Source organism: Paenibacillus sp. BGI2013 (genome assembly GCF_002843485.1).
GTDB classification, from domain to species: Bacteria; Bacillota; Bacilli; order Paenibacillales; family Paenibacillaceae; genus Paenibacillus; species Paenibacillus amylolyticus.
Genome location: NZ_PJFA01000002.1, coordinates 224485 through 244231, shown reverse-complemented (window position 1 = coordinate 244231; position 19747 = coordinate 224485). Strand labels below are relative to the sequence as shown.

General features: G+C 47.0%; 22 protein-coding genes. 6 read left to right on the top strand and 16 right to left on the bottom strand.

The features are described 5' to 3' along the window. Positions 1 to 2: 2 nt before the first annotated feature. The gene (locus tag CXK86_RS04935) at positions 3 to 923 is read left to right on the top strand and encodes a D-alanine--D-alanine ligase (protein ID WP_076251970.1); all 921 of its coding nucleotides are present in this window, start codon (positions 3 to 5) and stop codon (positions 921 to 923) included. Further along, a complete protein-coding gene (locus CXK86_RS04930) occupies positions 920 to 1378 on the top strand; it encodes a GNAT family N-acetyltransferase (RefSeq protein WP_235193849.1) in 459 nt (152 codons plus the stop codon). The genes CXK86_RS04935 and CXK86_RS04930 overlap by 4 nt, the downstream gene beginning before the upstream one ends. A 133-nt stretch (positions 1379 to 1511) precedes the next feature. Here CXK86_RS04930 and CXK86_RS04925 read toward each other — a convergent pair whose 3' ends face one another. The 4 genes from CXK86_RS04925 to CXK86_RS04915 all read right to left on the bottom strand — a co-directional run bounded on the left by CXK86_RS04925 (position 1512) and on the right by CXK86_RS04915 (position 4968). Further along, the gene (locus tag CXK86_RS04925; protein WP_076251972.1) at positions 1512 to 2297 is read right to left on the bottom strand and encodes a glucose 1-dehydrogenase; all 786 of its coding nucleotides are present in this window, start codon (positions 2295 to 2297) and stop codon (positions 1512 to 1514) included. 224 nt (positions 2298 to 2521) lie between these two features. Further along, the gene (locus CXK86_RS04920) at positions 2522 to 4030 is read right to left on the bottom strand and encodes a copper amine oxidase N-terminal domain-containing protein (RefSeq protein ID WP_076251974.1); all 1509 of its coding nucleotides are present in this window, start codon (positions 4028 to 4030) and stop codon (positions 2522 to 2524) included. A gap of 208 nt (positions 4031 to 4238) precedes the next feature. Further along, the gene (locus CXK86_RS32530; RefSeq protein WP_256720053.1) at positions 4239 to 4367 is read right to left on the bottom strand and encodes a hypothetical protein; all 129 of its coding nucleotides are present in this window, start codon (positions 4365 to 4367) and stop codon (positions 4239 to 4241) included. Between the two features lie 133 nt (positions 4368 to 4500). Continuing rightward, positions 4501 to 4968, bottom strand: coding sequence for a YfbM family protein (locus tag CXK86_RS04915; protein WP_047840919.1), 468 nt, complete (start codon positions 4966 to 4968; stop codon positions 4501 to 4503). A gap of 96 nt (positions 4969 to 5064) precedes the next feature. Between CXK86_RS04915 and CXK86_RS04910 the strand changes: the two genes are divergently transcribed. Beyond that, positions 5065 to 5529, top strand: coding sequence for a DUF4385 domain-containing protein (locus CXK86_RS04910; RefSeq protein ID WP_047840920.1), 465 nt, complete (start codon positions 5065 to 5067; stop codon positions 5527 to 5529). A gap of 104 nt (positions 5530 to 5633) precedes the next feature. Next, positions 5634 to 6941 carry a VWA domain-containing protein gene (locus CXK86_RS04905; protein ID WP_076251976.1) on the top strand — a complete coding sequence of 436 codons (1308 nt, stop codon included), beginning with the start codon at positions 5634 to 5636 and terminating at the stop codon, positions 6939 to 6941. A 22-nt stretch (positions 6942 to 6963) separates the two neighbouring features. Here CXK86_RS04905 and CXK86_RS04900 read toward each other — a convergent pair whose 3' ends face one another. Beyond that, positions 6964 to 7779 carry an SDR family NAD(P)-dependent oxidoreductase gene (locus tag CXK86_RS04900; RefSeq protein WP_076251978.1) on the bottom strand — a complete coding sequence of 272 codons (816 nt, stop codon included), beginning with the start codon at positions 7777 to 7779 and terminating at the stop codon, positions 6964 to 6966. A 249-nt stretch (positions 7780 to 8028) separates the two neighbouring features. On the opposite strand from CXK86_RS04900, the gene CXK86_RS04895 reads away from it, so the two are divergent. After that, the gene (locus tag CXK86_RS04895) at positions 8029 to 8688 is read left to right on the top strand and encodes a TetR/AcrR family transcriptional regulator (protein ID WP_076251980.1); all 660 of its coding nucleotides are present in this window, start codon (positions 8029 to 8031) and stop codon (positions 8686 to 8688) included. A 130-nt stretch (positions 8689 to 8818) separates the two neighbouring features. Here the strand turns inward: CXK86_RS04895 and CXK86_RS04890 are convergent, their stop codons facing one another. From CXK86_RS04890 to CXK86_RS04875, 5 genes are all read right to left on the bottom strand, one after another. Beyond that, positions 8819 to 9880 carry an LLM class flavin-dependent oxidoreductase gene (locus CXK86_RS04890; protein ID WP_076251982.1) on the bottom strand — a complete coding sequence of 354 codons (1062 nt, stop codon included), beginning with the start codon at positions 9878 to 9880 and terminating at the stop codon, positions 8819 to 8821. Positions 9881 to 10035: 155 nt separating this feature from the next. Beyond that, positions 10036 to 10197, bottom strand: a complete 162-nt coding sequence (locus CXK86_RS31975; protein ID WP_179087887.1) for a hypothetical protein — start codon at positions 10195 to 10197, stop codon at positions 10036 to 10038. Further along, on the bottom strand, positions 10194 to 10451 hold the full coding sequence (locus tag CXK86_RS04885; protein WP_076251984.1) for a hypothetical protein: 258 nt from the start codon (positions 10449 to 10451) through the stop codon (positions 10194 to 10196). Before CXK86_RS04885 ends, CXK86_RS31975 begins: the two co-directional genes overlap by 4 nt. Before the next feature lie 109 nt (positions 10452 to 10560). Further along, complete coding sequence (locus tag CXK86_RS04880) at positions 10561 to 11373, bottom strand: class I SAM-dependent methyltransferase (protein WP_076251986.1); 813 nt, start codon at positions 11371 to 11373, stop codon at positions 10561 to 10563. 149 nt (positions 11374 to 11522) lie between these two features. After that, entirely contained in the window at positions 11523 to 11864 is a 342-nt protein-coding gene (locus CXK86_RS04875) for a zinc ribbon domain-containing protein YjdM (RefSeq protein WP_017691576.1), read from the bottom strand. A gap of 235 nt (positions 11865 to 12099) precedes the next feature. On the opposite strand from CXK86_RS04875, the gene CXK86_RS04870 reads away from it, so the two are divergent. Further along, a complete protein-coding gene (locus tag CXK86_RS04870) occupies positions 12100 to 13251 on the top strand; it encodes a VanZ family protein (protein WP_076251988.1) in 1152 nt (383 codons plus the stop codon). Between the two features lie 162 nt (positions 13252 to 13413). Here CXK86_RS04870 and CXK86_RS04865 read toward each other — a convergent pair whose 3' ends face one another. From CXK86_RS04865 to CXK86_RS04840, 6 genes are all read right to left on the bottom strand, one after another. Further along, the gene (locus tag CXK86_RS04865; RefSeq protein ID WP_076251991.1) at positions 13414 to 14871 is read right to left on the bottom strand and encodes a carboxylesterase/lipase family protein; all 1458 of its coding nucleotides are present in this window, start codon (positions 14869 to 14871) and stop codon (positions 13414 to 13416) included. A 280-nt stretch (positions 14872 to 15151) separates the two neighbouring features. Then, positions 15152 to 16246 (bottom strand): metallophosphoesterase family protein, encoded by a 1095-nt coding sequence (locus tag CXK86_RS04860; RefSeq protein ID WP_076251993.1) that lies wholly within the window; start codon positions 16244 to 16246, stop codon positions 15152 to 15154. After that, positions 16246 to 16584 (bottom strand): DMT family transporter, encoded by a 339-nt coding sequence (locus tag CXK86_RS04855; protein ID WP_083684565.1) that lies wholly within the window; start codon positions 16582 to 16584, stop codon positions 16246 to 16248. Before CXK86_RS04855 ends, CXK86_RS04860 begins: the two co-directional genes overlap by 1 nt. Then, on the bottom strand, positions 16581 to 17351 hold the full coding sequence (locus CXK86_RS04850) for an HAD family hydrolase (RefSeq protein ID WP_076251995.1): 771 nt from the start codon (positions 17349 to 17351) through the stop codon (positions 16581 to 16583). The genes CXK86_RS04855 and CXK86_RS04850 overlap by 4 nt, the downstream gene beginning before the upstream one ends. Positions 17352 to 17446: 95 nt before the next feature. Further along, a complete protein-coding gene (locus tag CXK86_RS04845) occupies positions 17447 to 18820 on the bottom strand; it encodes an ABC transporter substrate-binding protein (protein ID WP_076251997.1) in 1374 nt (457 codons plus the stop codon). 37 nt (positions 18821 to 18857) lie between these two features. Next, positions 18858 to 19703, bottom strand: coding sequence for a carbohydrate ABC transporter permease (locus CXK86_RS04840; RefSeq protein WP_223199815.1), 846 nt, complete (start codon positions 19701 to 19703; stop codon positions 18858 to 18860). Positions 19704 to 19747: the final 44 nt, after the last annotated feature.

The following is a 19747-nucleotide window of genomic DNA, read 5'->3' as shown; positions in this document are numbered from 1 at the left end:
ACATGAAAGTTGGCGTGATTATGGGCGGTACATCTTCAGAGCGGGATATTTCCCTGCTCACCGGACAGGAGATGATTGCAAACCTGAATAGAGACAAATACGAGGTTGTACCCATTGAGCTGAATACCAAGCGCGATCTAATCGACAAGTCAGCGGGGATCGATGTGGCACTGCTTGCCCTGCATGGCAAATACGGCGAAGACGGTACGGTCCAAGGCACATTAGAATCTCTGGGTATTCCCTACACAGGCTGTGGTGTGCTTGCAAGCAGTGTATGCATGGATAAAGACATGTCCAAACAGCTCATGCAGCATGCAGGTGTACTTACTGGAGAATGGCTGCGAGTGAGCCATATGGAGGCACTGTCCTCTATTGCTGTTCAACAATTAACGTACCCCGTGGTGGTCAAACCCAATTCAGGCGGTTCCAGCATCGGTACCCAAGTGGTGAAGGAAGCTTCCGCCCTGCCAACTGCTGTAGAGGCTGCCCTCGCCTGGGATGATACGGTCATGATTGAACAGTATATCGAAGGTGAGGAGATTACCTGTGCCATTCTGGATGGTAAGATGCTGCCGGTGATCTCCATTCGTTCGAGCGCCGAGTTTTTCGATTATGCCTCCAAATATGATGACCACGGGGCCGATGAGCAGGTTGTGCAATTGCCTTTGGACCTTCACAATCGCGTCGAAGCCGCGGCCTTGGCCTGTTATCAGGTGCTCAAATGCAGCGTCTACGCTCGCGTGGATATGATGATTCGGGAGGGCATGCCGTATGTGCTTGAAGTGAATACGCTGCCGGGTCTTACCCGTAACAGTCTGCTGCCCAAAAGTGCAGCTGCTGCAGGCATTTCTTTTGCAGAACTGCTGGATACCATTATTGAACTTTCGTTGAAGGAAAGACCCAAGGAGGATACAACATTATGAGCCTGGATGTGACGATTAGACATAGCTCCACTACCGATCTGCAAGATATGGTCATTCTGATGGACCAACTTGGTTATCCCACCACGTACGCCGAGATGGAAGAGCGCTATACCCATATCTCTGCGGACGCAAACTTTACTACACTCGTTGCTGAAGCACGAGGCCGCGTAGTTGGACTGATCGGATTACAGACTTCTTATATGTATGAAAAAAACGGAAGACACTGCCGCATCTTGGCATTGGTTGTACACGACCAGTTCAGGGGCTCAGGCATCGGCCGTCAGCTCATTCTTGAAGCCGAACAATGGGCAGCCACGCATAACGTGGATTCCTTGTCTCTGAACAGTGGCAATCGCCCAGAACGTGAAGCTGCACATGAATTCTATCGCCAGATGGGCTTTACAGCCGGGAGTACCGGCTTTAGCAAAAAGCCGCAGATTCTACAGCATACTTAACCTGCCGGATACGGGATACGCCCCCTTAAATATCAAATCAAAAAAAGAACGCCCCAATCCACACATTGGCGAAAAAGGGCGTTCCTCAGTATATATCTATGCCACATTGATATACTTTTTGATGAATATGGGATCAATATTTGGCTGACTGCGCACCATCAATCGGAATAATGGCTCCATTGATAAACGGTGCTTCGCCAGACAGCAGGAAGGCAACGAGACGCCCTACTTCCTTCGGTTCACCCAAGCGCTTCGCCGGGTTGTCCTTCACGAACTCTTTGGATGCTGACTCCCAGTCATTCGGATTGATCTGTTTGAACGAACCGATGACCATATCTGTCAGAATGGCTCCGGGTGCAATTGCATTAACGCTGATCCCGTGCTCGGCGTATTCAATCGCTGCGTCTTTGGTCATGCCGGCTACGGCATGTTTGCTCGCTCCGTAGGCAACCAGGTTTGGCACGGCGCGAATCCCTCCAACAGAGGACGCGTTCACGATGTAGCCTTCGCCCTGTTTTTTCATCACAGGTAGAACATGCTTCAACCCAAAAAATACACCCTTCAGATTGATGTCGATAACTTTATTAAACATCTCCGTCTCGTAGTTCTCGATCAGGTTTTGCTTGCCTTCAATGCCTGCATTGTTGAAAAATGCATCGATACGCCCAAATTCATTGACCGTATCACTAACATACTTCTTCACAGCTTCTTCGTCCGATACGTCACCTTCAATTAACAGAAACTCGGCATGCTGTACCTCTTCCGAGATCACACGCTTGGTCTCTTCCAGCGCCTTCATGTTCACATCCACTAGGGCAAGCTTCGCCCCTTCACGTGCAACTTCCACAGCAGCGGATCGTCCAAGACCGGAGCCACCGCCTGTAATCAGTACCACTTTACCCGCAAATCGTTCAGTCATAATCCATAGACCTCCCTTTGCTGTTTTTGACATCCTCCATACGTAAATACCCATTTCTTCATTTGCTCTAATCTAACGGGGATCTGTTACAACCATCATCTCAACCGGATTAGTATTCTTCCGTATGGGCCCTGCCATTCCTCTGACCTGGTACGAAATGACAAAGAGGAGAACCTCTACTAGAGGCACTCCCCATGCATTTCATTATTTTAAGTCATAAGAAATTAAGGACGGTCAATGTAGATCCAGCCTGTTTCTTGTTCCTTATCTACAGTAGCTCCAAGGGATTCAGCCATAAAGCGCAGCGGCACATACGTCTTGCCGTCTTTGCCTACATAAGCGGATTCCACCATGGTTACTTCTTTACCAGCAACGGTTGCCTTCTTGGAACCTACGGTCAGGACAATCTCATCACCAGTGATGTCGTCAATGACAACGATTTGGTTCGAGCCTTTGGTCCATTTCACTTCAGCATCCAATTCTTCAGACACGTAGCGAAGCGGTACAAATGTTGTGTTCTTCACAGTGATCGCCCCAGCGTATTCATCATCCGGGAAGAGCACTACACTTTTACTCGTGATCCCAGCCTCATCTTTCAGCAATTGGTATGCGAGTGAATTGGAATCAAAATTGCGCAGCATCTGTCCAGGCGTAATATCATCCTTCATCAGATCCATAACGCCACCCGATACATCCACTTCATCAACTGCAACTGTGCCACCGATATTCCACTGTTCACTGTCTCCACTTACGGTTACAGAGTTTACCGGCAGATCCTCAGAAGCAGGCAGTGCTACTTTCAGTTCAAAGTTTTGCTTGCGAATATCCAGCTTGCTGTCGAGATAAAAGTCCAATTTCAGTTTGGTTTCTGTGCCAAAGACCGTTTTGAATTCAGGAGTCTCATTCAACAGGTTGTTCAGCTCCTGATCATAATTGACCAGCATACTGTCCAGTCCTACTTTGATGATGGCATACAGAGACGCAACGGCTTCATCTTTCGATTCAGGAACGATCGAATTCAGCGTGTCGTCTCCCCCACCTTCTACCTCATTCACTGCTTCCAGTACAGGGTAGAACACATCGTACAGATCGCCAATCAAATCTTTCAGTCCTTGCTCATCCTTCGAAATACTCGTCAGGAACGGTTTAACCATGGCAAGCATCTCTTCACCACTAACTTCCAGATGCAGCTTGGAGAGGCTAAGTGCTTCGCCATTCACGGATTCCTGTACCGGTGTTACGGAGATGTTCTTCGGATTGGACAGATGCTTCAGGACAAAAGAGAACAGTTTCGGGGAAATTTCCTCGAGTTGTTTCTCCAGAGCCTTCGTATCTACCATCGGAAGCGCCTGTGCATCCTGGAACGTATCCAGAGACATGTACAGCGGTTTCTGGGCTCCGTCCAGATCAATGACCAATTGGGACTCATTCATGGACACGTGGAAAGGTAACTTCGTTCCCTCCATGCTCAGTGTACCTTTGATCGATGCTGTCTTCGCATCTTTCATTTTGGCTTGATCAATATCCAGGGAAATGGAATTAATTAGTTCGATCATTTCAAGGTCTTTCTCTGTAGCAAATTCCTTAGCCGGTTCTATGTTTATATTCATGGATTGTCTGGATTCACCGGACTTGATACTCGCGCCATTGGCCATTGCTTTGCCAACGTCTACTCCACCCACAGCCTGACATCCTGTAAGAACAACCATTAAAAGTACTAGTGGCACTGCCATCCATTGGACTAACTTCCGATTCGTAATATGAACTCCTCCTTAGAAAAATATGGTTCATTTCCATTATGAAGGTATAGGTAATTCTTGTAAACGGATACGCAAAAAAATAAACCAAAAGGCCGGAACATGTCCGACCTCTGGTCTATCTATATTTCAGCATATCGTATGTTTCGATAAAACATCCTGCTTCATTGTGCAATGCTGGGAGTTATTCTTGCTCCTGATCTTCTGCAAGTTTCTCATCCGTTTCTTCATCTTCCGCAGTTGGGGGAGTCTCGAATTGATCCGGCTCATCCTCTTGAATCGCTTTGTTTTCTTCGTTCTGATCCTGTGTCATATCGCATTCCCTCTCTCTACCGGATTGTCATGCATCAAGGCCTGAGCCTTGTGTCTATCAATAACCCGAATAGGCGTAGTTCAAACCTGCTCTGTGTCGGCCAACCATTTTCCATCATAATTTCAATGCTCACTTAGAAAACATAAAAGATGATCCCGTTCCCACTTGCAGCCGTGGCCTGAAATAAGGCTTGGACATCATCCACAGTCTGAACGATCTCCTGAAATGTCTCTTCCGCATCCCAATCTTCCATGACTGGATAGACGCCTTCAGCGATCATCTGGTCCAGACTATACCGCTGCTTTAATTCTTCCGGTGTGAGCTGCTCCAATGCCATGTAGGCTTCCAGCACCTGCTCGTTACTAAGCAAAAACAGATCCATGTCTGAATAGTTTCCCACGTATTGCTCACCTGCGAGAGGCACCACAAAACCGAGAGGTGGTTCCCCCTGTACCAGGTTACCGTTCAGCGTGAACTGCAGCATCTGCCATGTTTTATCGATATCCAGATCCACTGCACAATCATGCACACTAACCTCGCCTGACTTGATGGATTCAACTAGCTCCTTTGTTACCACAAGATATCTGCCGGACATTCCCATACCGCTACCCCTCCTGTGTAATTCCTTCTATTGTTCCCCATTAACCGTGCTTGTTGGTTCAGAATCGGGGTAATCCCTATCAAGGAGGGTGTATACATGAAAAAATTTGATTACAGTCTCAATTATGATGAGTTGGATCTGCGCAAACACCCTGAGCTGTACACCGTAGGCCGGGGAGAGCAGGGCGTTCTCATGGTTGAGCCATACAAGGGCGAGATTCTGCCACACTGGCGATTCAAAACACCCGAGATTGCGACGGAGTCATCGGAGAAAATCTATGAGCTATTTTTGGAGTATAAGAAAAAGGGTGATTTCGTCGGTATGGATATGGCTCGTAAATTTCTCCAGATGGGTTATACACGGGCCAGACGGTATACAAATCACAAAGGAGGACGCAAATACTCAAAAGAGGATGGCTCAATCTTACCCTATCAGAATGATAAGGTGAAGGCAGAAGCCGCGGCTATATTCAAAGCACAATGGGAGATTGCGAAGACCGATCCAGACTATGTGAAAATGAAGAAGGAGCATCGGGAAAAGTACGAGTCTGATGAAGCGTAGGATCAACGGTGAAAAGATTGACTTATGGAAACATTTGTCTCAGAATCGATCTTGTTACTGTACATTTTCAACCATTATATTGGAGAAGAGAGGCGCATCCGATTATGACAGACTCGTTCATCCACTTAAACACAGGCCAGAATATCAGTATCAACGAATGTGCTCAACTTCAGGTAACCATTCAATGTACATCATCTCCTTCTCCCTTGGATGTTAGCTGCTTTATGGTGAACGAAGAGGGAAAGGTCCCATCTGACGACTATTTTGTATTTTATAATCAGAAGGCCGATCCCCATCAAAGTGTACTTCTTCAACAGGCAGAGGAACTGAAATCCTCGTTTGTACTGGATACGAATCAATTACAGCAGGCCTCTGTGGAAAAATGTGTGTTTACCGCTACTCTGGATGCGGGAGGGACTTTCGCCGATGTTCAGGCATGTCAGGCGATTGTACAAGCTGGTTCCCAGCAGATCACCTATGAGATCACACAGGTCACTGCGGAAACAGCACTTATTCTCATTGAAATCTATAAGTATCGTGACGGGTTCAAAGTTCGTGCGATTGGACGAGGTTTCTTTGGTGGATTGCAGCCGCTGGCAGAGTCATTTGGTGTTGAAATTGAGAGTAACGACACCTCGGAAGCCGAACAGGTTCTTCTCACGGCACAAGCTGAAGTGGCAGCGGCCTCTCCAGAAGTCTTGGTACCTGATGCTGCACCAAACACGAATCATGCGCCGCTTAACCTGACCAAGATCGATCTCCTCAAGCGTAAAGTAACCCTGTCTCTACAAAAGAAAAAGATCGAACCTATACAGGCACGTGTTGCCGTTGTGTTTGACGCATCAGGTTCCATGTACCATCTATATCGTAAAGGCATCGTGCAAGAAGCCTTCGAGCGTATCCTGGCGATTGCATCCGCTTTTGATGATAACGGAGAGCTGGACGTCTGGTTCTTCGCCAAAGACTTCTTGCGTGCACCTAGCGTCACCGCCAGGGATTTCGAGAATTATATTGAACGCACATATACGCTGGGAAGCAAAGGCGGTACCAATAACGAACCTCCTGTGATGCAGGATGTCATTCGCAAATATACGATCGAGGAACCCGATGTGAAGATTCCAACGTATATTATCTTTTTTAGCGATGGTGGAGTCAGTCAAAAAGGGAAAATCATGCGGCTTATTACCGAAAGTTCAACCAAAAACCTGTTCTGGCAATTTGTTGGCCTAGGCCAAGCCAATTACGGTATTCTCGAGAAACTTGATGACATGACTGGACGTTTCATCGATAATGCTGATTTTTTTGCTCTCGACGACATCTCCAAGATCAGCGATGAAGAATTGTATGATCGTCTCCTCACTGAATTTCCAGGCTGGATAAAGGAAGCTCGGGCCAAAGGCATTTTGGCCTAAAGCTTTTACCCTATACCCCTAATCAGGCTTGTACTTTTTCTGCTTTACCATCCTTGGAACGTGGACGGAGCATACTTCCTACGATTCGCAACATCAACTTGCGTGGCACGAGGCGGGTGAACTGCGCTGTCCAGTAATTACCGGCCCCCGGCACAGCATAAGGTTTGCCTGACTCGAGTGCACTCATGGCCACCGCCACGACATGCTCAGGTGTATCACGTTTACCCACCGAGGCTTCATCAGCACCCACTACATCAAAGAACGAAGTCTCGGTTGAACCTGGGCATAGTGCCAAAAACTGAACGCCACGCTTCCTGTTTTCTTCGTATAATGCCTCTGTAAAAGAAAGTACAAATGCCTTCGTTGCTCCATACACAGCCATATAGGGATCAGGTTGAAAGGCAGCCGTCGACGATACATTAATTACAGCACCATTTTTCTTCTGTAACATGCCTGGCAAGAAAAGATGTGTCATGTTTGTCAAGGCGAGCACGTTCAACATAATCTCCTCCTGTTGCCGGGAACCATCCAGTTGTTCAAAACATCCATGGGTAGCAAATCCCGCATTGTTGATCAGCATATCGATGTGTATTCCTCGATTCTGACATTCCTCATATACGTTCTGAGGTGCCTCTACTTCGGAAAGATCCGATACGATTACCTCAGCCCTTACTTGATATGTACGTTCTATACGTTCTGCCAATTGATTCAGTTTGGATTCTGTTCTGGCCACCAGCACGATATTTTTACCCTTAGAAGCCATTTCGAGTGCAAAAATTTCCCCAATACCTGAAGAAGCACCTGTAATAAGTACCCATTGATGCTGTTCCTTTATCATCTCTCATCCATCCTCTGTGTATAATTTAAACACTCGTTTTCATTAGGAAACACTGTTTCTGTATAGAATCATCGTAACCAAAACCCATGACGATGTCAAATGCATTTGTTAAATTTGATTCTAGAACGGAGTGCTTACTTACTAAACTCGGATTAAATTGACGTTATCTGGCGTAAAACAGTAGAATGACCTTAAGAAAAGGAAACGTAGTTTCTGTTCAACAACAATACGGTTACGAGGATGAAATCAATGAAGGATCTTAATTCGGGTTCCACGGAATCTGCACATACGGTAACAACCTTTCAGGAAGCCAGACTGCAGCACTCGCATAATCTGCGGCAAAATATTGTGCATGCTGCTGCTGCTTTACTGCAAGAGCATGGACCAGAAGCCGTCACAGTACGCCGTGTAGCTGAACGCATGGAGTGCTCGACCAAAATCATATATAACCTCTTTGGCAAAAAAGAAGGGTTAGCCAAACATCTGTATCTAGAGGGATGTTCCCTCATGGCCCAGCGTTTTGAAGCTATGCCCCGGCAGGCATCGTTCGAACAATATTTCCGTGATCTGGCCCATGTCTATTGGGACTTCGGCATTTCTCAATCCAGCTTCTATCAGCTGATGTTTGGAGGATCTTTTTCCGAATTCAAACCAGATGGAGAGACCTTACAGGGAACAGCAACTGCACTGAAACAAGTGTCTGCCTTGGTTGAGGTAGCGATTGAACAGGGAATGCTTCAGGTGCAAGATCCCCTGCTTGCGGTTCGGATGATCTGGGCTCCCTTACACGGTGTTATTCATCTGTATTTGGGAGGCCATATTGAGAGCGAAGAAGCTGCCAAAACCCTCTATGATCATACGTTGTCCATGGTTATACACTCCCTTGTGAGTACATCTGCGAATGGGTAAGCATTAAACCTGTGCTGTTTTAGATACTTTTAGAAGATAAACAAAAAGGAGCAGCCCCATTGGCGTAATACGCCTAGGGCATGCTCCTTTGTTTTGTTGACTCATCTAGTTCCGTAACGGTTTCAGTCGATTAACGTGCCTCTTCGTTCTCAGCTTCCCAACGTGCAATTTCTTTACGCACGATAGGAGCGACTTCTTTACCAAGCAGTTCGATCGCTCTCATGACCTCGTTGTGCGGCATGGTTCCGAGTGGGGTGTGTAACATGAAGCGTGTAATCCCAACTTCTTTGCGTAGGTAAATAATTTTCTGAGCTACGGTATCCACATCACCTACATACAATGCACCTTCCAGGCTGCGCGCCGCATCAAATGTCGCACGGCTGTAGTGTCCCCAGCCACGTTCACGACCCAGTATGTTCATGACCGCTTGCGCTGGCGGGAAGAATTTCTCCACGGCTTCGTCTGTTGTATCGGCAATGAAGCCGTGAGAGTGAGAAGCAACGGTCAGCTTGGAAGCATCATGTCCTGCATGTGCAGCTGCTTTTTTATACAGCTCCACCAGTGGTGCGAATTGCACCGGACGGCCACCGATAATGGCAAGCACCAATGGCAAACCGAGCAATCCTGCACGAACTACGGATTCCTGATTACCACCACTGCCAATCCATACCGGAAGCTTTTCCTGTACAGGGCGCGGGTAGACGCCCAGATTGTTAAAGGAAGGGCGGTGTTTGCCTTCCCAAGTTACTTTTTCCGAATCACGCAGTTTGAGAAGCAAATCCAGTTTCTCGTCGAATAACTCATCGTAGTCGTTCAGATCATAGCCAAACAGTGGGAACGATTCGATAAATGATCCACGCCCTGCCATAATCTCTGCACGTCCGTTCGAAATGCCGTCCAGTGTCGCAAAATCTTGATATACCCGTACCGGATCATGCGATGACAGCACAGTTACTGCACTCGTCAAGCGAATATTCTTGGTCTGTGAAGCTGCGGCCGCCAGAATGACAGCTGGTGATGAAGCGGCGTAGTCGGCACGATGATGTTCTCCCACGCCATATACATCCAGACCTACCTGATCTGCCAAAACAATCTCTTCAACAACATCCCGAATACGCTGCGCATGACTGATAAGTTCTCCTGTTTTTACATCCGGATTCGTCTCCACAAATGTACTAATTCCGATTTCCATTGTCTGTTCCTCCCTGGTATGAAGCGATCCGTTGTTCATCTTACCTATTGTAAGTAGATCACCTTTTGTTATGTATCTTAATATTGAACTATTTTGATGAAAAACACAAGTACCCCCTGTTTCCAGAGGGCACATTTATGTTTATTTTCTATAGATTACAGCTTATCTATACTTAGTTCCATCAGGTTGGCATTAATTACAACACCGGTCTGTTTCATAAAATTAAATCCCAGAATTCCGTCAATCTCCAAACCATAATCCATATTTCCTATTTCAACTTGAAAATCATTAATCGTTGTTCCATCTGAAATTTTCATCGAGGACCTCTCATGCCAACATATCGTTCTCTTGCCAGAACTTCTGGACGTGAAGTGTGAAAAAAGCAGTATTCCCGTCTGGGATCTTCCTGATGCAATTCACCATAACGTTTTAGTGCCTTTGTAGAATCATCAAATGAATCAATCACTGCCATCTCTTCAATATAACGCTGGCCTTCTCTAGAATGCGCCTTGGTTGCCTCAAAAACGACCCACTCGTTAGGGAATCGCTCCTGAACTTCCTTCCATTGCATAGTGACACCTCCAGACCATTAGATAGAGATATTATATCATGTGGAAACAGTATTCCACGGGCTGAAATTCTAAAATACATAGATTTTTAGAGCATTGCCTGTAAGTCTATTATTTCTTCCTCCCGATGTACAGCAAATGAGACGAGATTCCCAATATGGAAGGGTCTTTGGCGGCTTCAATCATATATTGCATGAGTTCATCATACTCGCCACGCTCTTTCCAGTATTGCTGTTGCTCGTCCGTAAGCATCGCTCTAAGGCTAGATGAACCAATCAAATCAACGGTTTCAAATCCATGTTGCTCCATGAAGGGTGTAACGTCCTGAATATTAAAATAGTATGCTCCCGTAAATCGTCCTTGATCCTGATGATCGAATATGCCCTTTTCCACAAAAGAACGGATGGCTGCCATGTTATCATTCGGCTTCCAATGCTGCGGGGATTGCAGCGAATTGATACTCATGCGCATTCGGCTTTGCATGGCTACAAACACCACGCCCCCTCGCTTGGTCACACGGTACAGCTCCCGTACAGCAGCCGTGCGCTCTTCGTCTGTCTGCAGATGGTATAACGGCCCCAGCATGAGGGACGCATCGTACGTCTCGTCAGCCATACCGGAGAGCGAAGTCGCATCGAGAACATGGAATCCATCGAATTGCTGTGTCAAACCAAACTCCTGAGCCTTTTGCCTCGCAGTATCCACAGAGGAAGGTGTCAGATCCGATAAAGTGACCTTGTACCCCAGCTTCGCAAGCTCAATGGCATACTTCCCTGGTCCTGCGCCATTATCCAGAATACAACCAGTAGCAGGGAGATGTTCCCTGATGTAATGCATGTTAATGATGAATTCAATTGGTTCCCGCTCCAGTCTGCCCCATTCATCAAACCCGGAATAATATTCAATAATATGATCTCTCTTCATCGCTCTGACACCTGCCTTTTCTTATATGTAGACTACTCATCCATGTTCAAAAAAATTAAATTCCAACCAGTATATATCTACTAAATATTTCCTGTCAAACAAAAAACGTTCAATTCCCCATTGAATGCGGAACTGAACGTTTCTGGATCTTATATCTTTTTCACAAACTCAGACTTCAGCTTCATCGCACCCAAGCTGTCGATCTTGCAATCAATATCATGATCCCCATCAATCAGGCGGATATTCTTCACCTTCGTGCCCTGTTTGACCACGAGCGAGCTACCTTTTACCTTCAGATCTTTAATGACGGTAACGGTATCGCCATCACTTAGCACATTTCCGTTGGCATCGCGGATTACTTTTGCATCCTCTGCGTTATCATTGTCTGCTTCCAAAGACCATTCATGCGCGCACTCCGGGCAAACCAGCAGGTTACCATCCTCGTACGTGTACTCTGAATTACATTTGGGGCAGTTAGGCAAATTAGACATATGTATTAAACTCTCCATTCTACGATTGGCATTCCCGCAAGTATACGGGATTTCGACGGTATATTCCATACGCTTGGTCACTGCATGGATGGATTTAAACCAAATTTAAGGTTCATGCATCCCTCACTTTAAGGGTAACTACTTATGATGTAACTAATAGATACGCACTACACATACATGAATTTTAATGTCTCTATGAATGTTATTATATTTAATACCAAAGGAGTTCTTACTCATGTCCTCATATGTTTTCCCTGTGCAAATGGCTTTTTTGATCTTTGTTGTTGCGGCCATGTTTTTGCTGGTGCCGTGGTTGATCTATGGGTATCGTAAAGACGGTTTCTTCAGCTGGTCACGGTTTGGCATCAGCTTTTCGTTTATCTTTTATATTCTGGCCGCCTATTGCCTCGTCATTCTCCCGTTTCCAACTACGCGAGATACCTGTGCGCAGCAAGCCGCTGACACGATCTACTACAATCTGGTTCCATTCACTTTTGTCAAAGACATCATGAAGGAAACACCCATTGTATGGACCCAGCCTTCCAGCTATCTCAGCATGATTCAGGGCAGAGCCTTCCTGCAAGTTCTATTTAACGTCCTGCTTCTCATGCCGCTGGGTGTATATATCCGTTATTTTTTTCAAAAAAGATCATTCTGGAAGTACGCCCTGATTGGTGGATTCGGGCTTTCCTTATTCTTCGAGATCACTCAAATCACCGGATTCTACGGGTATTATAATTGTCCTTACCGCCTTTTCGATGCAGATGATCTGTTATTGAATACTTCGGGAGCAGTCATTGGATTCTTCACAGCGCCCATCCTGCTTGCTTTATTCCCATCACGTGCAAGCATTCAGGCGAAGAGTGAACAGATCGTGGAGCAAAACCGAGTGTATACTATGCCTCAATTGCTCGCGTTAATTATTGATGGAATCATTGTTGTCTTCCTTTCGATTCTGATATCGATCTTCACAGCATCTGATGTGATCAGTGATGCGTTAAGTACATCCATTGCTATGGTCATTGTACTGTTCTTCATACCTTGGGTGCGAAATGGGGTAACTCCAGGCTCGGCCATCTTGCGATTCCGCTATGTGAATCGTCAGACCGGCACACCCACCAGTGAATCGTTATTCAAAAGATTTGCCGCACTCTATGTTCCATGGCTGCTCGTTACGATCATTCGCTTGGTCAACGATTATGCTTTTTCAGGTCATCAGGATGTTATGCTTCAACCTTATCAAATGTGGATCTCCTTGGGGACATTCGGTATCTATATGTTAGTCTACGCCGTACTCTTTGTTCATGTCTTGATCGTGCTCTTCTCCCGTGGAAAACGTTCCTTCTACTTCGATGAGGTGTCCCGCACACGTGCCTCTCGTAAATAATGTATGGAGTATAACGGCACAATGTACCTCTATTCAGTGCTTACGTTCTGCTTATTATTCAGCCGGATTACAAAAAGAGGACGTTCATTATGAGATGAACGTCCTCTTTTGATCGGGCGCATAGCAGTTATTCAGAGTATCCATTCAAATAATCAGCCTGGGTTATAATCCTAACAGCTCTCGCTTGGCTGCATCCGGATCATGTACGACCTCAATCTCATGGTTGAAGATTAGTGTCGCACGATCCTGCTCATATTCAGGCCAGTTCACACCTGCAACTTCAGGTTGGCCATTCTTGGCAAAGGAAATCCAGGCATCCTGTACCTTGAGGGCAAGTGCCGCCGCAGCTTCATCCGGCTCTGCATTCATGAATTTGAGGACATGCAGTGTATTAAACACAAAGAACATTTCGATGCTGTGAATCGCTCTTTTTAACAAAGGATGTTCCGGCATGACCCAATCAAATCGATACATCCACACCGGAGCATACTTCTGCTGTGCCGCAGCATATTGCAGCGCTGACCGCCAGAAGAACATATCGGTCATGACTTGGGCTTGTCCATCTGCCGTTTTTGGATAACTATCCGCGATGGCTACCCGGTTATCCAGATCTGGCGTCATAAAGTCTACGCCCTGAACCATATCGATTTCTTTTGAAAAAGGTACATGTGGCTGGATGAACAGTGCACCCTCGTGTAATGTCGTACCAATCAACACCGGAATATCCTGCGCTGAGCCTTCGCTCACTGCCTGAAGTGGCACCTGTGGTAGTGTATTTCCATCCAATACAGGTTGGAACAACAATGCCATACCTGCACCGCTCTGCTGTTTGACCGTTTCCCCCGCTGCAATAATCTGCTCTACAGGAATTGTATTTAACTTCTGCAGGTTGTCCCGGTCCACCCCAAGAATCTTCAGCATCCCTTCCCGCAACGCTGAGGCTTGCTCTGCCGGCATCAACTGGGAAGCACCACTCTCCATAATGGCACGTCGGAAGAGTCCTTTGGCCGATGGCATCGCCATCAGTGCTGCAATACTCATGCTGCCTGCTGATTCGCCGAACACCGTAACTTGATCCGGGTTACCACCAAAAGCAGAGATATTATCCTTCACCCACTGTAATGCCGCAACCTGATCCAGCAGACCTGCATTGGATACATATGAATCACCTAATGGAGCCATATGCAGGAATCCCAAAGGTCCTAATCGGTAGTTGATCGTCACAACGATGACGTCCCCCCGAACCGCTAACTGTGTACCATCATACATCGGCTGGCTACCTGAACCTGTTACAAAGGAACCACCGTGAATCCATACCATGACCGGCAGTGGTGTTGCTCCTTTTTCCTTAGGTGCCCAGATGTTCAGATATAAACTATCTTCTGACTCATTCGGAATTTCTGTCTGGCCTTCTGGTTGATGATTTCGTGGTTGTATATTCTCAGGTCCAAATTGAGTGGCCTGTCTGATTCCATCCCATGACTCGGGCTGTACCGGAGCCTTGAAACGCAGCTCACCTACCGGAGGTTTCGCATAGGGAATGCCTTTCCATACGCTTGCATCGTGCAAACGTTCGCCTTGAACGGTGCCATATGTCGTTTGAACTTGAAGTTCTCTCATGCCACTTCTACTTCCTCTCCGTAAATAGGTTGAATTAACGAGTATGTGCATATCATGTGTACTTATTTGAGTATAGTTTGTAATCATACCCATTTACAACTTTACCCAACTCTAGCCTCCCCTGCTACGTTTCACGTGGAACTTTATGGGGTGGATGATCTGATACATATCTTTAAGATGAACACCAAAAAGGCCACCCATTAAGCAATGTCATCAAGTTTAACTTGTCTTAATGGCATTGACCCTTAGTATAACCCTTTCCCTTTTACCATCCAAATAACTACCCTTCTACAGGATAACTTACCGTAAATTCAGCACCCTCAATCCATTCGCTCGTAACAAAGTTCCGCCCCTTTACAACAACTCGATCCTTATAAATCTCCACATGAAGCCCTTCGCTGCCCTCCAGATGTTCATCCTGATCCGTCCATAGATAACCTACAGACGACGCATTGAACATGGTTGGCATGTGGCCTGCACCATCGTACATCGTATGCTGTGCTTCCAGTTGCCAATGGGTATGACCGGAGAAGAGAATCACTTGCGGGTAATTGGCCAGAACGGCCTTGAGTTCCGCATCCTGATTCACACCATACCAGCCTTGTTCCTTCAACGACCCCGCTACCGTATCCATAAGCGGCTGGTGTAAGAAGAGAAAGATCGGTTGATTCAGTGTTGCATGCTCAGACAATTTCGCATCCAGCCACGCCAATTGTTCAGCCGACATATCACAATCCTTCGGGTGAGGTTGCTCGGTGCCCAGGAAAATATAATGATACCCATCAATCCAATGATCGTGGTATGCGCCCTTCATGCCTGTTGTCCCTTCAAAATCACTTAATCGACGCTGCCATAACCCTGCGACTGTAATGGGGTCTACTCCTGAAGAGATCGGTCCCCCGTCTTGGCCCTCCTGCTCAGAAGTTACAGCAGACAACGTATAGGTCCCGCCGGATAGTTGCTCAATTAGTGCAGCTGATTCAGCAGCGGTTTGTTTTGTGACCAGCTTGATATCTGCCTCCTGCTCCAACAACTCGGCTACTTCATCCTCTTTCATCTCAAGCAATACGATCGGCGGATCTTGCCATACCACGGCTCCAATATCATGATTACCTACCGTGTACCGGATGTCCGGCAAACTCTCCGCATGCTGCTTCCATATGCGTTGCAACTCACGATATTCGCTCGGCAGCCCCCGATCTGTCACATCACCCACATGCATAATCCCGCTGCTCCCCTGACAGAATGTAGCTATGTCGGCTAATGCCAACTCCAAATGTCGGTTATGAATGTGGTCTGCCTCGTCCCGTACATGTGTGTCCGTAATAACCTGAAAGCTGACAAGAGGTTGCTCCGGTGTATGTTCATTTCCCATCAAGAATCACTCCATTTCAGTCCAATAATGCCAATCAGAATAAACCCGATCCAGACCATCGATGTGAGCCGCAGACGTTCACCAAAAAAGTAATGCCCCACGACGCCAATGAGCGTAATACCCACGCCAGACCAGATCGCATAGGCCACAGCCAGCGGCATATACTTCACTGCAAAGTTGAGAAACGTAAAACTTGCGCCATAACAGACAAACATCAACACCGAAGGCCATAACCGCGAGAATCCATCCGATACTTTTAGCAAAATGGTAGCGCTCAGCTCCAGCCCGATAGCCAGTGCCAACAGTACCCAGCCCAAGTAGGCGTGACTGTTTGTCATCGATTCAGCCCACCATTCAGCAATTCATGGAAGGATTGAATCGTTCTATCTGCCAAGCGGATTTTTCCCGGTTCTCCAATGCCAATCCTGTACCCCGCACCAGCGGTTCGTGCCATCTCCATGTCTCCGTCCGTATCTCCAATGACCACGGTATGCTGCACTGATACACCCAACCGTTCACAGGCAAGCAGAAGCATATCGGGAAAAGGTTTGCCCCGTTCCACCAGATCTGTACCCATCACCACGTCAAAAAAGGAATCCAGTCCCATCCACTGTAAATGTTTAATTGCACTTGGTGTATCATCTGCCGTCACTACACCCATAACCACGCCTTTGGTACGACACTGTTCAAGGAATTCTCGAACACCCGGTAACGGATGTGCCGGACGATGCTGCTCCATCTCTTCCTCCGCTCGCGCCAAACACTCCCGGACCATAATCTTGGATTCCGCCCAGCTGAGACCCGCACGATATCCATGCCACGTCAGCACGGCATACACTTCATCCATCGTGCCCATCGCAAGCGGGCCCCGCACATCATACCCATTCATTCGGCCTTGATCATCGTGGAATGTACCCCATATCTGTGGGAATTCATCTGTGTCGATACGGAGTCCTCTGGTCGCTAACTGTTCTCTGAAATCGTTCAACACACAATCGGTCCAGAACCCCCACATGCCCGTAAAATCAAGTAATGTCCCGTCCTTGTCGAACAAAACGGCTTTAATCGGATTGGGTAATCCATCCACATACGTTTCATCTTGCATTGGTTAAACTCCTTGTCTGCGATCTTGTATGAACGGAAAGGACGGTACAGCATGTACCGCCCTTATCGCGTGGGTCAATTGCCTGTATACGTTTCTTATTTCGTTACCCTATCCAGTTCCTTCTGTGCTTTCTCTTTCGCTTCCTTCAGCGCTTGTTCTGCTGGCATATTATTGATCTGTACCTGATCAGCTGCATCTTTCAATGCATCATTGATCTTGCCACCCGTTGGATCCTGGAATGGAGCCGAAGCGTGAGCTGCCTGTTGCAGTGGTACGGTGATCTGTGGATTTTCCTCACTGAATTTCATAAACTCTGGATCTTGTTGGGCCGATTGACGTACTGCGATATATCCAGTGTTCATGGACCATGAAGCTGTGTTCGAAGTTTCAGAGAAATACGTAAGCCATTTGTATGCTGCCTGTTGTTGTTCAGGCGTTGCAGCTGACGGAATACCTGCCGAAATGGCACTTGCTACCGGTTTTCCTTCACCAATACCTTCCCAGCCTGGTTGTTGCATCGCAGCGACTACGCTAAAGTCCAAGTCGCCTTGGTCACCACTAGATCCGGTATAACCTGCTGCTTTATTTTTCATCACATCATCAATCGTTTTGTACCAGTACTCCCAGCCCTGACCTCCATAATGAATGCCCATAATCTTGTCTTCGTTAATCCATTTACGGAATAAGTCCCATGTCTCGATCCATTCCGGAGAGTCGATCATAACGGTTTTGCCATCGTCGCTAAGAATCTGTCCGCCCTTACCCAGCACGGCATCTATCATATTGTCTCTACCCCACATCGGTTCCCAACCGTAGAAGGTGGTCTTGCCATTTTCTTGCTTGCTCATCTTCGCTGCCGCCTCAGCCAGCTTCTCCCAAGTCGTCAGACTCGCTGGGTCGATTCCGTTCTCCTTGAACGTATCCATACGGTAATACATGATCTGAGTTGTACCGTACATTGGCAAAAAGTATTGCTTTCCATCCACCTGTCCCTGGTTCAGGAATGTCTGAATGAAATCGTCTTTCTTAAAATTCGGATCAGCGGCAATCATCTCATCCATGGGTGCATAATATCCTTTGCGTGCCCAGTCTATATTGGAGCTGAGTACAGCGGCTGGAACCTTCTTGGAAGCAATTGCTGCTTGCAGCTTCTGTTCCGTTTCCGTGTAATCTGCTTGTACAATCCCTTTTACAACGACTTCGTTCTGGGAGGCGTTGAACGCATCAATCGTCTTTTTCATGTTATCGCCCAGATTACCACCCAGACCATACCAGAACTCAATCTCCACCGGATCTTTCGCCTGAGCTTCGGTTCCACTGGCAGCAGCCGTCGTGCCTGATTCTGCGGGTGCTTGTGTTCCACAAGCGGTCAGCAGTGCAAAGCTGGTCGCAAGTACCAGCGACATGCCACCCTTCCAGTTCAACCTCAATCTCTTTTTCCATGTCATGCTTGCCTGACTCCAATTCATTGTTGTTCCTCCCGTTTTAGGTGAATGGTAGTGCATATCAGTTCTTGTTAACACCAGCCGTAATATTCACGCTCTGCATGATCGTCTTCTGGGTGAACAGGAAGAGAATAAGTAGAGGTGCGATGGTGAAGGCACTCGCAGCCATAATCTGTGGCCAAGCAAGTCCATATGCCCCGCCTTCTACAAAGAAGCTACGCAGACCCGCCGATACCAGCTGTAAATCAGGGTCTTTGGTGATGAGCATAGGCCAGAAATAATTGTTGTACTGTTCAATAAACGTAATCAGCACCATCACGGCGAAGCTTGAGCGAACAAGCGGCGTAATAATCGTCCAGAGAATCCGGAAGTGGGATGCACCGTCCAGTTGTCCGGCTTCCACCAATTCATGAGATACCTGCATGAACGCCTGCCGGATCAGGAAGATCGAGAACACGCTGACACAGTTGGATACAATCAAGCCAGTGTAGGAATCCAGCAGATTAAGCTCACTAAGCACCAAGTAACTGGGCAGATACACAGCCGTACTCGGTATCATATAACCCACCAGAATCAGGGATGTCAGTACACCTTTGAGACGGAATTTCATATGTGTCAGGGCGTACGCCATCATACTGGAGTTGACGATCTGAAATAAACAGATGGCTAAGGCTACACCGGTACTGTTCAGGATGTAACGGGCAAATGGTGCCGCATTCCAGGCATCCACATAGTTGCTCCACAGGAACGTCTCCGGCCAGAAGGTCGGCGGAAACTGCCAGATCTCATCATTGGTTTTGAACCCGCTAATGACCATCCAATAGAAGGGAAAGGCTGTACCCAGCGCGATAATGGCTAACAGAAGGTAGCGGATTAATTTACTTATTTTAAAATTCGGTTGTGACACGTTCTGCAACTCCTTGCGCTTCATCCGTTTAGACTTTTTGTTGG